The organism is Maribacter corallii, from assembly GCF_047345415.1.
In the GTDB taxonomy this organism is placed as follows: domain Bacteria; phylum Bacteroidota; class Bacteroidia; order Flavobacteriales; family Flavobacteriaceae; genus Maribacter_C.
Genome location: NZ_JBLFEP010000007.1, coordinates 205,127 through 219,317 on the forward strand (window position 1 = coordinate 205,127; position 14,191 = coordinate 219,317).

A 14,191-nucleotide genomic window follows, 5' to 3' on the forward strand; every position below is an offset into this window, starting at 1 on the left:
CTCATGTGGGAACAACTTGTACAGCACGATAAAGAACTTTTTTTGTTTCTGAACAATCGGGGCGGTGAAAATTGGGATGGTTTTTGGATGTTTATGACCAATAAATTTAGCTCGATTCCGCTATATCTGGTCTTGTTTTTTTTGAGTTTCAAGCAGTGGGGCCTAAAGCGAACATTCGTTCTCGTTTTTTTTGCAATACTGATGATTGTTTGTACGAATGGTTTGGGAGACTTTTTTAAATATGGTGTACAACGCCTTCGTCCTTGTTATGACCCAGCAGTTCAAGAATTGATGCGCCTGGTAAAGGATAGTTGCGGAGGGAAGTTTGGCTATTTCTCGGCACATGCGGGCAACACGATGGCCGTCGCCACCTTTTTTTCGATTCTACTCAAGGACAAATTTCATCATATCGGAATTGTGCTGTTGGTTTGGGCGGTTCTGGTAGCCTATAGCAGAATTTATATTGGGGTACATTTTCCCCTTGATGTCTTTTCAGGCATGATCGTGGGACTATTGTTCGGCTGGTTGTTTGCGAAGTTGTTTATATTTGCTCTCCCCAAAATCCGCTTATGATATCTAATATCAGGTATTGGTTTTTGATTCTACTGGTCATTCTTGTCTATATCGCAGGAATGTTCGTGACCCTCTTTGAAAACGATTCTGCGCAGTTTGCCGTAATGGCGATGCGAATGGTTCAAGAAAATGACTTTTTAAGCCTATTCAAGGGCCCCGAAGAGTATCTTGATAAGCCGCACATGCACTACTGGCTTGCGGCGATTTCCTTTAAGATTTTCGGCATTCATGATTGGGCCTATCGCATTCCAGGTCTATTGGCCACCTTATTAGGTGCATACAGCTGTTTTGGCCTGGGAAGGCTTCTTTACAATGCCAATACGGGAAAAATGGCGGCGCTGGTTTTTATGACCGCCCAGACCATTGTACTGTCCGTAATCGACGTACGCACAGATGCCGTACTGACCGGCTTTACGATTTTTGCGATTTGGCAATTGACCTCGTATATCCAAAAAGGTCAACTGAAGCATATCATTCTAGGGGCTTTTGGAGCGGGAATGGCCTTTTCGACCAAAGGTCAGATCGCTTTAGTGGTCATCGGGTTTCCTATACTATGTCATTTGGCCTATACGGCAAAATGGAAATCGCTGTTCAATTGGCGTGTTTTGATTGCATTGTTGGTTTTTGTGATAACCATTGCGCCCATGCTGTATGCCTACTATCACCAATTTGATCTGCATCCCGAGAAGGTGGTTCGTGGAAGAAGTGGTCGGAGTGGTATTTTGTTCATTTTTTGGGAACAGAGTTTTGAACGTATGAGCGGTACCGGCATGGGCAAGAATAGCAGTGATTACTTTTTCTTTTTCCATACGTTTTTATGGGTATTCTTGCCATGGACCCTTATCGGTATTGCGGCCTTGGCGAGCAGGATAAAGTGGCTCTTCAAAAGTAAATTCAAAAAGGAGCCAGGTTTGGAAATCTTGACCCTGGGGGGTATTGTTCTCATCTTTATCACCATAAGCTTTGCACAATTCAAACTGCCGCATTACCTAAACATTACCATGCCTCTTTTTGCTGTTTTGACTGCGGCCTATCTTTGTGGTTTTTGTACATCAGACCGCCAAAAAACGGTGCGATTATTACTCGGAACGCAGTATTTTATCTTGAGCTTGGTCTTTATCGTTACCGTAATGCTCTGTTACTTTGTGTTCAAGTTTGAGAACTACTATGCTTCTGTGCTCCTAGGTTTAGCATTTGTGCTGATCGTATATTTTAGCCTAAAGCGAGAGGCACCCCATTTGCGCATTATCACTCTCTCCGTATACAGTTCGCTTCTATTGAATGTGGTGCTGAACGCTCATTTTTATCCTTCTCTTTTGACCTATCAAGCGGGATCGACAATGGCACATACTGTGAAGGAAAACAACGTTCCGGTCGATGCGATTTACAAACTGTCGACACACCATACTTGGGCACTCGATTTTTACAACAAGGAACCTGTGAAAATCGTGTCTTATGAGGATATCAAAAATAAGAGCGACTTTTGGATCTATGCCACTGATGCGCAACTCCGAGAACTTCAGAATAGGGGTTTCGACTGGGATCGACAGTTTACCGAAAACCAATTTCGAATAACGCGATTGCAGAAAAAATTTCTCGATCCCTCTACCCGAAAAAAAGTACTAAATAAAATGTATTTGATACACGTTTATTGAGTTGCCCCCACCTCCAATTTTGGTTTTTTAAAATGATAGAAGATTCCTGTCAATGATACTATAGCCGTGATTAAGAAGAAGGCCATACTAATGCCCACAGAAGTGTTCTCATCAAGTCCCAAAAACTTTGCTCCATAGAGAAAAGTCACTTCGCGACTACCAATACCACCTATAGTAACAGGCAAGACGGACACGATTGAAGAGATCAAGAAAACAAATAAATAGGCGACGGTCTGTAATTGTACCGCTAGGGCTTTTAGAATGCACAGCACACTAAGCAACTGTGCCAGTTGCACCAAAGCTGAGTAGGCCAAGGATTTCCAAAAAACAGGAAGAACGTAGAGGAAAAACCTTTTATTCAAAAACCAGAAGACTAGGATACTTGAAATAATCGCCAGGGCAAAAAGGAAGTTCAATCCTTCGAAATAGGTGCTTTCCAGAAAAAAAACCAATATGCAAGCGTAATTAAAAAGTAACAACATGCCACTCAACCGATCTAAGACCAAGACCGTTATCACCTTTTTGGTTTCGATATCAAAACTCTTTTTGATGCGATATCCTTTATAGGCATCACCTCCGATTCCGCCGGGCAGAAATAGATTGTAAAACATCCCTAAAAGATAAAGCTTGAGATTGCTTTTTTGTGTGAGGTAAACCTGAAGTTGATGAAAGTACAGATTCAGTCGCACTGCTGCCAATACCTTTGAAAGAATGAATAGGAAGAGGGCAATAAGTATGTATATCGGGTTCGACCTTTGCAATACATTCAATACATCCTGTAGATTGATTTTCGTAAATATAAAGTAGAGTAGGGCGACGCTCACGAGAACCTTGAGCGCCGTAACTACCTTGTTACGATCTGAGGAGGCCACCGACGGTAATTTTTTTGATTCGATAGGGTCGCTTCTGTTGCGACTCATAGTAGGTTCGGATCAGTAGCTCCATGACTATCCCTATTGTGAACAGCTGAATGCCTGCAAGGATAAACATCAATCCAAAAATCAAGAGCGGTCTTGTGCCGATATCCTGCCCAAAACCAAATTTGACGATCAGAAGATAGATATTGATGAAAATCCCAATGATGATCAATAGTACGCCCAATATTCCGAAAAGGTGGATAGGTCTTTGAAAATACTTTCGAATGAATAAAAGCAGCATCATGTCGGCGACTACTTTGAACACGCGTTCTAGACCATATTTGGACACTCCGGCATGGCGTGCATGGTGCTTTACCGGTACTTGCTTGATCTGTGCACCTTCCAAATGAGCCAAAAGCGTAATGAAACGATGCATCTCACCGTATAGATTGAGATCCTTGGCAATCGCCTTTGTGAATACCTTTAGCGCACATCCATTATCCTTGATGTCCAATTTCGTCACGCGTCGAACCAAAAAATTAGCGATTTTAGAAGGTATTTTTTTTACGAGGGAGTCTTTGCGTTTCTGGCGTATGCCTGTGACCACATCATATTCGTCACTAATGGCATATTCGAGCATTTGTGGAATGTCACTTGGATCATTTTGCAAATCACCATCCATGGTGATGATGTATGCTCCTGTAGCATGATCGATACCCGCTGCGAGTGCCAAACTTTGCCCGTAGTTCTTTTTGAGTTCTATCAGGTGCACCCGAGTATCCGCCATTCCCTTAACCACCTGGCGTGTATTGTCCGTTGAAAAATCATCGATATAGATAATCTCATAGGAATAGCCTACTAGGCTTTCGTTGATTTTTTCGGTTAGTAGAACAACATTGTCTTCCTCATTGTAAAGGGGAACTACGATGGATAGAAGGTCGGAAGTAATCGGTTTCATCAAGAAAATGATTGTTGGAGCAAATTTAGGCTTTTAATTCGATTCTGATTTATATAGGGATAAGAGTTGTTGGGCCGCTACAAAGGGGGAAATCTTGTTCTCGGAAACGTCGGTCATAAGTGTCTGCAGCATCTTTTTAACGCCATTGTTCTCATAAAAATCAAACTTCAATCGGTCCTCGATAGTTTGCAATAACCAATATTTATTCTGCTCTTTTCTCCGGTGGATCAAACTTCCAGATTTACTGCCTTCTTGATAGTGTGTTGCTATAAGTTCCCAAACTTCAGCAATCCCCTCATTTTTTAATGCGGAGCACGAAAGTACCTTGGGCACCCATCCATTTGCTTTTGGCGGGTAAAGATGAAGTGCTTTATTGAAGTCCGTTTGCGCAATTCGTGCTGCCTTGAGGTTGTCTCCATCCGCTTTGTTTATCACGATTGCATCGGCCATTTCAATAATACCTCTTTTAATTCCCTGGAGCTCATCTCCCGCTCCGGGTAACTTCAATAGTAGAAAAAAGTCGACCATACTATGTACTAAGGTCTCACTTTGACCCACACCGACCGTTTCTATGAGTATGACCTCATATCCCGCAGCTTCGCATAAGATGATACTCTCGCGTGTTTTACGACTTACCCCTCCTAAGGATTCGCTGGACGGGGAAGGACGTATAAACGCGTTCGGGTTTTTTACCAATTCGGGCATTCGGGTTTTATCTCCTAGAATACTCCCTTTTGTTTCACTGCTGGTCGGGTCAATAGCAAGCACTGCCACCTTCTTGTCGAAAGTGGTCAACAAGAGGCCCAATGCCTCTATGAATGTACTTTTACCGACTCCTGGTACTCCTGTAATACCTATTCGAATACTTTGGCAAGTGGTTTTTCGACATTCTTCAAGAATGGTTTCGGCTTTTTGGGCACTTTCTTGACGTGTACTTTCCACCAGGGTAATGGCTCTAGCTAGGGAAGCTGTATCTCCCTTCTGAACGCCTTTGATCAATTGTTCGATGGCGACTGAAGTGTTTTTTTCGGTGGCCAAAGCTATTTGCTGATTGGTACTAATATGATGGTTTCATCCCAAGAAAGCGCGAGATGCAGTAAACCGGTATCTTGAAAGACAATTGTAAAATTCTCTTGGGGACTTGCCAAGGTCTTTGGAAGTACTTCCACTTGTAGCACGTCCTTTTCCGGATTTCGGGTGGTTTCCTTTCCCCCACTCATCAAGGTAACGCCCCAATCGGGTATTTCTTCATTGAAGATTACCGTCCAACTTTGACGGCCTGGCTTGGTCCATAACGAATAAGAACCTGCCGGAAGCTCCGTATTCATGATCTTGATGTCGGTCTTTGTGGTGAAGGAGGTAGGTTCATTGGCCCCGGTTCTCCAGATGGTATCGTAAGGTACGAGTTCGCCAAAGATGACACGCCCTTTTTTTGACGGACTTGAATAGGTCAAAGAGAGATCATAACCATTCTTGACAAAGGTAGTTGTCTTTTCCGGACTGATTTTTTTAGTTTCCCTTTGCATCAAAGGCCATGCGACAAACTTCATCAATAGCCATAGCCCTATGATCAAGAGCCCAACGATTTTTAACCACTTTGGTATTTTCATGGTATGATTTTAATGTTCCTTACTAAGTTAGTAAAATGTCTTTACCCATTTGCGAATAGAACGTGTGTTCTTAAAGTAAATCGAATATAAATGCGCTACTGTTTTCATATAGCTCTCCTGGTCGGAGTACACTACTTGGAAAACTTCTATGGTTTGGCGCGTCGGGATAATTCTGCGTTTCGAAACAAATGGCCGGAAATTCGTCAGGGGTATACACCACCATGGCAGGTTGGTCTGTCCGTACGCTTAAGGAAATACCCGATTTGCGGGAAGAGAGCTTTGCCGCGGATTTTGTCTTAGGGTCAAGAACGAACGGCGTGTTGAATCTGACGCGCCCGATTTCTCGCTCCTTTAAAAAATCAAATGGTGTTTCACCGACGGATACCACGTTACCCGTGGGTAATTTATCGGCCAAGGTCTCTACCATTCTTGAACTACTCAATTGTAATCTATAGTCATCGATCCGGCTCTCGTCATCAAGTCGAAAATAGGAGTGGTTGGTTAGATTGACCACTGTTGTACGATCGGTCTTGGCCTTATAGGCAATATGAAGAGTATTATGAATTAGTGTATAGGTCACTGTGGCTTTTAGATTTCCAGGATAGCCTTCCTCAAGATGGTTGCTAATATACGATAGTCGAACGTACGGCGTTTCGCCATAATCCACTTTCTCAATAGTCCAATCCCGTTTGTGAAATCCTTTTTTACCTCCATGTAGATGAATTCCCTTTTGTTCATATAAGGGATAGTGTTCTCGGTCCAGAACAAAGCCACCGTTGGAAATACGCCCTGCATATCGGCCCATCGAGGCGCCCATGGCTTTATTGTCAAAGGGATAATCACTAGGAAACTCCTTTCCGACAACGGTATTGATCCAATTTCCATTTTTATCTTTTACCAATAACTTTTGAATAACTGCCCCATAATCAAGAACAATCAGTGTGATAAAAGGGGATGAGATGGTAACTTGCTTCACTTGAAAGATTTATTTCGATATAAAATTAGTCGTTTTTTGCAACATCGGTAAATTTCCATCGTCCTTAGAATAACAGAAACAACAGCAACCAACAACCCAAACGTCAAATGTTTCAACTTGATGTCGTAGAACAATGCAAATCGAATGATCGAAAAGCGCAATTAGCGCTCTATAAACAGTATTGTGATGGTATGTTTTGTGTGGCGATGCGTTTTTTGAAGAATACGGATGATGCTGAAGATGTCTTACAAGAGTCGTTCATCAAGGCTTTTCAAAAAATACATCAATTTAAGGGCGATGTCACATTTGGGGCGTGGTTAAAACGCATTGTGATCAATAAGAGTATCGACTTTTTAAAAACGAAGCGACAGAAAATAATCCAACTTGATGAAAGCTATATGCATTTGGAAGTTGACGATGACTGGACCATTGAAGAACACATTTCTTTGGAGGAAGTAAAAGACGCAATTGATCAATTGTCAGAGCGCTATAAGTATGTGGTCATGATGTTCTTGGTCGAGGGATTTGATCACGATGAAATTTCACAAGTATTGAACATTACCGGTTCAGCCTGTCGAACACGACTGTTGAGAGGAAAAGCACAATTAAAGGAACTTTTAAAGGAAAAAGGATATGGCACGGGATCTTAGAAAATTATTCGCAGCCCAGCGTGAAAAGGAGAAACCTTTGATGAAACAGGGCCACGAGGAGCGTTTTTTAGCACGCCTGGAAGAGCAACTACCTCAAGAGAAGAAGCCATCTTTCAGTATTTTGAAAATAGCGGCAACGTTTCTGCTCTTATGTGGATTGGGGGTTTTGGTCTATTTGAATTTAGATTACACAGCAGATGAACCGCAGCTTGTAAAGGAAGATACCAAGGAAGAAGAACAAAAAGGTATTTCGTTGGGTGATCTATCACCGGATTTGAAAAAATTGGAAACGTATTATGTGGCCAATATCAATTTGGAACTTTCGAAACTTGAGATCTCCAATGAAAATAAGGCCCTCATCGATAGTTTTATGAAGCAGTTGGATATGCTGAATTCCGAGTACATCAACTTGAATGACGAGCTGAATGAAATCGGTCCGAATGATCAGACTATTTCAGCACTCATTCAGAATTTACAGTTACGCTTGCAGTTATTACAGAAATTAAAAAAGAAGTTGAACGAATTAAAAACATCAAAAAATGAACAAGTCAAGACGAACATCATGTAAGACCCTAGCCTTTGTTCTATGCCTCATCAGCATAGGATGGGCTCAAGGGCAAAAAGAGACCAAAACCTATAACGAAACCTTTACCGTATCAGAAGATGCTGTATTGTCTATAAATACCAGTCATGCTGATATTGAGTTTGAAACATGGGACAAGGATGAGGTTGCAGTTACCGCGATGATAGAAATAGACGGTGCCAGTACAGAAGAGGCCCAGCGTTATTTTGAGAAAGAGCGTTTCGAGATTCTAGGAAATAGCCAAAAAGTGGAAATCAGTACAAAGGCCGGTTCTAAATGGTTCGCTTCAAATGGAATATCCGATATCATAAATTTCGATTTTGAAATGCCCGAGGTACCCTATATGGAGGGTGTCGACATGGCATTTGATATCATTGCTTCACCTGAAATAGCAGAGCTGCCGGAGTTTCCACATGGTCTGATGCCCAATTTCGACTACCATGAGTTTCGTGAAAATGGAGAAGAATACATGAAAAAATGGAAAGAGGAGTTTGATGAAAGCTTTGGGGAAGAGTACCAGAAAAAAATGGAAGATTGGGGCAAAAGGTTGGAGGAACGTCAGAGAGAACGTCTGAAAAGACGGGAAGAACACTTGAAGCGGATAGAAGAGCGAGCAGAGGAGCGCGCGCAACAAAGGCAAGAAATAGCCGAAGAACGAGGGAAGCGATTAGAAGAAGCACAGCGAATGCGTGAAGAAAGTATGAAGAATAGAGTGCGTAGAGAGCGGAATTTTTTTATTTCCGATGAAGATGGTGAAAACAAAAATTATAAGCTCAAAAAAACAATCAAAATAAAAATGCCCAAGGGTATGAAAATTAAAATGAACGTGAGACATGGGGAAGTGAAACTGGCCGACAATGTTTGGCATATGGATGCCCATCTGTCACACTCTACCATGTGGGCCAGCGGTATTGACGGAGATAAGACGACCATTAAGGCGTCTTACTCCCCAGTGCGTGTCGATCATTGGTATCTCGGTAATTTGCAAGCTAATTATTCAGAGCGGGTTGACCTGAAAGAAGTAATCGAAATTAAGTTGAACACTACCTCGTCAAATGTCACTATCGATAAATTGGTGAAGAACGCGTTTGTCAAAAATGATTTTGGAAAACTAAAAATAAATTCGATTACCAATGATTTTAACGATTTGGACATTACTTTGCAAAATGCCGAGTTGGATTTTGCTGTTCCGAGCGTGGCTTTTGATATTTATGTAAATGAAATCTCCTCCACCTTTAACAGTCCTTCATCGATAAACTTGGAGCGGACAGAAAATCATAATAATACGATATATAAAGGCTATCATAAGAGTACCAAAGGAGGAAAATCGATAGTCATTAATTCGAAGTACAGTGAAGTGAATTTACATTGACTATTCCCTTAATACCAAAGTCCCAAAGACATCCGCATTGATCCAACCTACATTTTTATCTTCTCCAGGCACAAAGACCGAACCGATAAAGTTTTCACGCTCCGTGCTCCCATCATTATCACAATAGGCAAGGGCAAATCCAATTTTCTTGTTTTTGGAAAGTGCCACACTTTTGGCCTCCGTTCCTTTAATGAAGTCCATCTGATATAGCCTGACCTTGATTTCCCATGTCGTAAGCTTGTCTTTGGTGATTTTAGAAGAAGTGACATGTTCGTTATAGAGTTGAGGTTCCTTGCCCAAATCAAAATCGACTACATTACCATCTAATGCAATACTATACGCAAATGCATTGTGGTCATATTGATGCAACCCTCCTGAGTTATCCTCATCAATAAAGAGTTGAAGGCTATCGTCGTTCCACCATAATTTGAAAGGATCTTCATGCGAATCATACAGCGTATCATCTACCACTTCTAAAAGTATGTAAAGGGCTTCTTTATCCCAGAGCAGTTTGTAGCGCCCATTAAAGTCGTCATGTTCATACGAACCGCCTACCCAGTTTTGGTCCAACAACAACCATTCTGTTCGGTTCCATGAATTTTCCATTCCACGTCCATCAATAGTCGGGCTTTCGTCGGTTTTGATTACCTCGATTATTTGGTGGTCTTCCTTTGTGTTTTTCTGTAAGGAACAAGAGAGTAGGCCTAAAACTAAAAATAGGTATAGTAGCGCTTTCATCATAAGTAAAGATTTTGGGGAATCTCCACTTAAAGATAGTAAATTCCTACACTTTTAGGATGCTATCAGCCCCGGTATTCGATGAATACCATTTTTTTGGCAAACAAAATGGTCATTTATAATTTGGGTTCCCATCCTTGGGCATATTCGCGCTTCCAATTTCGCATTACTTTCTCATTATTGAGGACTTTACCTGTTGCGGGATCGATTTTTATGGTCTCACCGGCATCTTGGGCCATATTTCCCAGATGACATAACATGGTGGAAATACTTGCATCTTTGATTTCCGCTTGTAGCGTAGTATCTTTTCGAATGGCATCGAAAAAGTTACCTACATGGTTTACATCCAAGCCGCCTTCACCTCTAGTATTGGTTGTAGCGCTCGCCGAACTTTCTTTTTCCTCTTTGATCAATTCCCCACCTAGGTCAAAAAGCTTGTAAAAGTTTCTACTGAGCATGATGGTACCCTTGCTTCCATAAATGGTTATGCCCCTTCCGGGTTGCTCAGGTTTGATCAGGCCTCTGCTATGACCGGTCCAAGTGATAAACTTATTATCGGAAAACTTAAAAGTTACCTGTTGATTATCTACGAACTCCCAGTCATCATCGTAAGCGTATTTGCCCCCGAAAGAGGTTACGCTTTCCGGTAGGTCTACCCCTAGGGCCCATCGACAGATATCTACTTCATGGGTTCCGTTATTATGCATTTCACCGGTTCCCCAATTGCGGAACCAGTGCCAGTTATAGGGGTGAATATTATCACGATAGGCCTCTCTCACTGCCGGGCCTTGCCACAACTCCCAATCTAAGGTTTTCGGTACGGCTATTTCCTTTCCCTTCCCAATCGAACCTCTATTATTAGAATAATAGGCTTCCCCTTTGTATACGTTACCTATAATACCGTTTCTGATATCTTCGATAGCTTTTATAGAGGTAACGGCCGAACGTTGTTGATTGCCCATTTGTACCTTTTTTCCATACTTCTTTTGGGCTTCAACAAGCAACACATTTTCATGTGGATTATGGCTACAGGGCTTTTCGATATAAACGTGTTTGCCCGCCTGCATTGCCATGATGGCCATTGGAGCATGCCAGTGCTCGGGTGTAGCAATGAAAACGGCATCAACATTCTTATCTTCCAATACCTTTCTGAAGTCTTTTTCTACTTTGGGCACATAACCGATATTTTTTTGACACCAAGCGTTGTGCTCTTCCAATATGACATCGTCCACATCGCAGCTATATAGGATTTTCGCATTGGCGTCAGAATGTATAGCCTTCACATGTGCCTTTCCACGACTTCGAATACCGATTACCGCACAGTTGATTTGATCATTCGCACCCAAGATAGTGGCGTATGAAGATGTGGGCAATACGATTCCTCCTAGGGTCATCGCCGCGGTTCCTGCTGTTGTTTTTTTTATGAAATTTCTTCTGGTGGTCATAATCTGAGAGTTCTAGATATTGCAATGCCCCTAATTTACAAATAAAAAAACGACCCTTTTGGGCCGTTTTGTGATAATATCCGAATAAACGAACCTTCGATTAATGTATTTTTTCTTTCAGGTATTCCCCAAAATTTTTCTTGAAACGGTTCAACCGAGGAATGGAGACATTCGTAATGTACGAGTTGTTAGGATGCTTTTTTTCATAATCTTGGTGGTAATCCTCCGCATCATAGAATTTGGTAAATGGAACCACCTGCGTTGTTATAGGGTCACCGTCATAAACATTTTGATCTTTCAACGCCTGAATGTAGCCTTCGATAATCTTTTTCTCCTCCTCGTTCTTGTAAAAAGCCACAGAGCGATACTGAGGTCCACGATCTGGCCCTTGTCTATTTAGTGTGGTCGGGTCATGAGAACCGAAAAATACCTGAACCAGTGCAGTAAAGGATATGACTTCAGGATCGTAGTATACCTTAACAGCTTCAGCATGGCTTGTTAAGCCACGACCTACCTGTTCATATGTAGGATTATCTTCCGTACCCCCAGCATATCCAGAAACAACTTCTGGTATCCCTTTTACGCTTTCAAAGATAGCTTCAACACACCAAAAACAACCGCTGGCAAAATAAGCTGTTTCGTAGTTGCTTAAATCTTCTTGGGTAGGTTTGACGGCTTCGGCCATCTCTTTCTTGACGGTAGTCTCCGTCTTTTGCTCTTTGACTTTTGACTGACAGGCCGTTGTGAATACAACGGCCGCCGTCAATAAGATAGTTTTATAAATCTTCATTTTCTCTTTTTAGTTGCAGAAAATAACAACTACTTACCCATCTTAGGTTAAAAGAATCTTAAAGTCTATGGATTGATTACCCCATCACCGAAGACCTCAATTGCCGATATTTTTGGCCGATCCACGCTAGATTGCAAAACAATGGTCAACTCACCGTCCATAACCTCTACATCCAAAAACTTTCCTGTCGCCCTTGCCGCTCCTAATTCTTCAAATAAATCAATATTTTCAAATACGGTTGTGCCTTCGATTTCTACATTGAATACCCTGCTACCTGTCCCTCCATTTATGCCCTCAGGAGCAATACCCCAGAAAATTTCGGCGAAATGTAATACAACCGTATAAGTACCATTTGAAACCGGAATATTATATGAAAAAGGGTCGTTCGGACTTTCAATTTTAGTTATTCTTTCCGTATAGAAAATTTCATCCAAATTTGTTCCTTCAATTTCCGTTAAGTCCTCATTTTTAAAGGAATTTGAAGGGCCAAAGAAAAATTGGTCTTCTAAGAATGTTTCGTCACCTATGGTAACTTCAGGTCCTCCGCAATTGATTTTTAAGATGCTTGAACCTATTAGTTCAGGTTCGAAAGTCACTTCAGCAGTATCCGTCATTGCCGTACCGCTAAGGGTACCCGACAAGGTAATCGTCTCGACTGCAGTGTTGGTAATCGTTGCCGAGTAGGTTCCATCACTGTTATCGGTTACTGCGGAAATGTTTGCCAATCCTGTAGTGGATAGCACTACCGCGCCACCACTAGTAGTAAATCTGTTGCCTTTGGTATCAGCCAAAGTTACCGTAATGGCAGATGCGTCGGTACCATTGGCTACAGCTGTAGGCGTAGCCTCAATGGTAGTATTTGCGTTGGTTGGGTCAGCTTCTGGTACCTCTACTACAACAACAGGTTCGGGATCATCACCATCATCACTACCACAAGCTATTGGAATAAGGCTCAAAGAGAGCGAAATCGTAATAAGCATAAACCTACTTAGGGGAAAATCTTTCATGAGCTTCAAATTTTTGAGGTTTTATTATTTTTTCTACCTACATTTTTATGTAAAACTATTAAACTATGTACTTTTTTTCTAGGAAAATTGGCTATTTTTCGACCAACGGGTATTTATTTTTTTATAGAATTGAATAGCTTGTTAGATGGATTTATATAAACATACAATATTTAAATCGTTGATATTCAATTGATAGAAATTAAAAAGTAAATATTTTTTGGACTAAAATTCAATTGTTAACTTTTACTACTATTTCTTTGACTTTATGCAATCATTATTTGAATTTTTTGAAGAAAGTACGTTTTTGTCACACCTATTTACTCCAAATAATTCTTATTGTCCCATTGATTTATCGAAGGATAATATAGAATTAAACAACTATAACATTCAAAACCCTACTCAATGTCAATCATATGTAACCTCAGTGTTAAGAAAAAATAAGGCTAAAATTGCTTTTGGCGGCTATTTAGAAAAAAGAAAGATCTACCAAGATAAACCAAACTTCACTGCAAATGGGAAAGTTAGGGATATTCATTTAGGTATTGACTTTTGGACCAAGGCAGGTACGAATGTCATCGCTCCCCTCGCGGGAACGATCCACAGTTTTCGAAACAATACTGCCATTGGTGACTACGGACCGACGATAATTCTCAAACATTCGTATGGCTCTCGATATTTTCATACCCTGTATGGGCATTTGTCCTTGGCATCACTTGAGCACCTTTACGTGGGTATGACATTCAAGAAGGGTGACACGTTGGCAACTCTCGGTACGCCCGACATTAATGTTGGCTATGCACCGCATTTACACTTTCAGATTATTGAGAATATGGAAGGGCAAGTGGGAGACTACCCTGGAGTCTGTTCTGAAGATTCACTTGATCATTACACTCGAAATTGCCCCGACCCTAATCTTTTGCTCCAAATTCAAAGAAGTCCCCCCTAGATAAATGGATATTCGCTATGGAATAGAACAT

15 protein-coding genes are annotated in these 14,191 nt (G+C 41.3%); 6 read left to right on the forward strand and 9 right to left on the reverse strand.

The genetic code is table 11. From position 1 onward, the window contains the following. The first annotated feature begins 3 nt into the window (after positions 1–3). Together ACKWCA_RS22790 and ACKWCA_RS22795 are read left to right on the forward strand one after the other, a co-directional pair. Positions 4–573, forward strand: a complete 570-nt coding sequence (locus ACKWCA_RS22790) for a phosphatase PAP2 family protein (RefSeq protein WP_413980557.1) — start codon at positions 4–6, stop codon at positions 571–573. Continuing rightward, on the forward strand, positions 570–2,228 hold the full coding sequence (locus tag ACKWCA_RS22795; protein ID WP_413980558.1) for an ArnT family glycosyltransferase: 1,659 nt from the start codon (positions 570–572) through the stop codon (positions 2,226–2,228). Before ACKWCA_RS22790 ends, ACKWCA_RS22795 begins: the two co-directional genes overlap by 4 nt. On the opposite strand, the gene ACKWCA_RS22800 is transcribed toward ACKWCA_RS22795, so the two are convergent. The 5 genes from ACKWCA_RS22800 to ACKWCA_RS22820 form a co-directional block, all read right to left on the reverse strand. After that, complete coding sequence (locus ACKWCA_RS22800) at positions 2,222–3,148, reverse strand: lysylphosphatidylglycerol synthase transmembrane domain-containing protein (RefSeq protein WP_413980559.1); 927 nt, start codon at positions 3,146–3,148, stop codon at positions 2,222–2,224. The genes ACKWCA_RS22795 and ACKWCA_RS22800 overlap by 7 nt on opposite strands. Then, on the reverse strand, positions 3,081–4,043 hold the full coding sequence (locus tag ACKWCA_RS22805) for a glycosyltransferase family 2 protein (RefSeq protein WP_413980560.1): 963 nt from the start codon (positions 4,041–4,043) through the stop codon (positions 3,081–3,083). Before ACKWCA_RS22805 ends, ACKWCA_RS22800 begins: the two co-directional genes overlap by 68 nt. Positions 4,044–4,076: 33 nt before the next feature. Further along, the gene (gene meaB, locus ACKWCA_RS22810) at positions 4,077–5,081 is read right to left on the reverse strand and encodes a methylmalonyl Co-A mutase-associated GTPase MeaB (protein ID WP_413980561.1); all 1,005 of its coding nucleotides are present in this window, start codon (positions 5,079–5,081) and stop codon (positions 4,077–4,079) included. A 2-nt stretch (positions 5,082–5,083) separates the two neighbouring features. Next, positions 5,084–5,653 carry a DUF2911 domain-containing protein gene (locus ACKWCA_RS22815; protein WP_413980562.1) on the reverse strand — a complete coding sequence of 190 codons (570 nt, stop codon included), beginning with the start codon at positions 5,651–5,653 and terminating at the stop codon, positions 5,084–5,086. Positions 5,654–5,723: 70 nt separating this feature from the next. Continuing rightward, the gene (locus ACKWCA_RS22820) at positions 5,724–6,629 is read right to left on the reverse strand and encodes an aldose epimerase family protein (protein WP_413980563.1); all 906 of its coding nucleotides are present in this window, start codon (positions 6,627–6,629) and stop codon (positions 5,724–5,726) included. Positions 6,630–6,736: 107 nt separating this feature from the next. Here ACKWCA_RS22820 and ACKWCA_RS22825 point away from each other — a divergent pair, with 107 nt between their 5' ends. Genes ACKWCA_RS22825 through ACKWCA_RS22835 form a run of 3 tightly spaced genes read left to right on the forward strand, consistent with a single transcriptional unit; the run spans position 6,737 to position 9,234 of the window. Beyond that, positions 6,737–7,279 carry an RNA polymerase sigma factor gene (locus tag ACKWCA_RS22825; RefSeq protein ID WP_413980564.1) on the forward strand — a complete coding sequence of 181 codons (543 nt, stop codon included), beginning with the start codon at positions 6,737–6,739 and terminating at the stop codon, positions 7,277–7,279. After that, the gene (locus tag ACKWCA_RS22830) at positions 7,263–7,847 is read left to right on the forward strand and encodes a hypothetical protein (protein ID WP_413980565.1); all 585 of its coding nucleotides are present in this window, start codon (positions 7,263–7,265) and stop codon (positions 7,845–7,847) included. The genes ACKWCA_RS22825 and ACKWCA_RS22830 overlap by 17 nt, the downstream gene beginning before the upstream one ends. Next, complete coding sequence (locus ACKWCA_RS22835) at positions 7,819–9,234, forward strand: hypothetical protein (protein ID WP_413980566.1); 1,416 nt, start codon at positions 7,819–7,821, stop codon at positions 9,232–9,234. The genes ACKWCA_RS22830 and ACKWCA_RS22835 overlap by 29 nt, the downstream gene beginning before the upstream one ends. Here ACKWCA_RS22835 and ACKWCA_RS22840 read toward each other — a convergent pair whose 3' ends face one another. From ACKWCA_RS22840 to ACKWCA_RS22855, 4 genes are all read right to left on the reverse strand, one after another. After that, positions 9,235–9,975: a sugar-binding protein gene (locus tag ACKWCA_RS22840; protein WP_413980567.1), complete on the reverse strand. Its 741-nt coding sequence runs from the start codon at positions 9,973–9,975 to the stop codon at positions 9,235–9,237. 113 nt (positions 9,976–10,088) lie between these two features. Then, positions 10,089–11,417: a Gfo/Idh/MocA family oxidoreductase gene (locus ACKWCA_RS22845; RefSeq protein WP_413980568.1), complete on the reverse strand. Its 1,329-nt coding sequence runs from the start codon at positions 11,415–11,417 to the stop codon at positions 10,089–10,091. Positions 11,418–11,517: 100 nt separating this feature from the next. Then, positions 11,518–12,207, reverse strand: a complete 690-nt coding sequence (gene msrA, locus ACKWCA_RS22850; RefSeq protein ID WP_413980569.1) for a peptide-methionine (S)-S-oxide reductase MsrA — start codon at positions 12,205–12,207, stop codon at positions 11,518–11,520. A gap of 65 nt (positions 12,208–12,272) precedes the next feature. Continuing rightward, the gene (locus ACKWCA_RS22855) at positions 12,273–13,214 is read right to left on the reverse strand and encodes a malectin domain-containing carbohydrate-binding protein (RefSeq protein WP_413980570.1); all 942 of its coding nucleotides are present in this window, start codon (positions 13,212–13,214) and stop codon (positions 12,273–12,275) included. Positions 13,215–13,638: 424 nt separating this feature from the next. On the opposite strand from ACKWCA_RS22855, the gene ACKWCA_RS22860 reads away from it, so the two are divergent. Then, a complete protein-coding gene (locus ACKWCA_RS22860; RefSeq protein WP_413980571.1) occupies positions 13,639–14,160 on the forward strand; it encodes a peptidoglycan DD-metalloendopeptidase family protein in 522 nt (173 codons plus the stop codon). Positions 14,161–14,191: the final 31 nt, after the last annotated feature.

Bases quoted from the DNA above. Each gene is read 5' to 3' on its own strand.
- ACKWCA_RS22790 (WP_413980557.1), top strand. From the start codon at position 4: ATGTGGGAACAACTTGTACAGCACGATAAAGAACTTTTTTTGTTTCTG.
- ACKWCA_RS22795 (WP_413980558.1), top strand. From the start codon at position 570: ATGATATCTAATATCAGGTATTGGTTTTTGATTCTACTGGTCATTCTT.
- ACKWCA_RS22800 (WP_413980559.1), bottom strand. From the start codon at position 3,148: ATGAGTCGCAACAGAAGCGACCCTATCGAATCAAAAAAATTACCGTCG.
- ACKWCA_RS22805 (WP_413980560.1), bottom strand. From the start codon at position 4,043: ATGAAACCGATTACTTCCGACCTTCTATCCATCGTAGTTCCCCTTTAC.
- ACKWCA_RS22815 (WP_413980562.1), bottom strand. From the start codon at position 5,653: ATGAAAATACCAAAGTGGTTAAAAATCGTTGGGCTCTTGATCATAGGG.
- ACKWCA_RS22825 (WP_413980564.1), top strand. From the start codon at position 6,737: ATGTTTCAACTTGATGTCGTAGAACAATGCAAATCGAATGATCGAAAA.
- ACKWCA_RS22830 (WP_413980565.1), top strand. From the start codon at position 7,263: ATGGCACGGGATCTTAGAAAATTATTCGCAGCCCAGCGTGAAAAGGAG.
- ACKWCA_RS22835 (WP_413980566.1), top strand. From the start codon at position 7,819: ATGAACAAGTCAAGACGAACATCATGTAAGACCCTAGCCTTTGTTCTA.
- ACKWCA_RS22840 (WP_413980567.1), bottom strand. From the start codon at position 9,975: ATGATGAAAGCGCTACTATACCTATTTTTAGTTTTAGGCCTACTCTCT.
- ACKWCA_RS22845 (WP_413980568.1), bottom strand. From the start codon at position 11,417: ATGACCACCAGAAGAAATTTCATAAAAAAAACAACAGCAGGAACCGCG.
- msrA (WP_413980569.1), bottom strand. From the start codon at position 12,207: ATGAAGATTTATAAAACTATCTTATTGACGGCGGCCGTTGTATTCACA.
- ACKWCA_RS22855 (WP_413980570.1), bottom strand. From the start codon at position 13,214: ATGAAAGATTTTCCCCTAAGTAGGTTTATGCTTATTACGATTTCGCTC.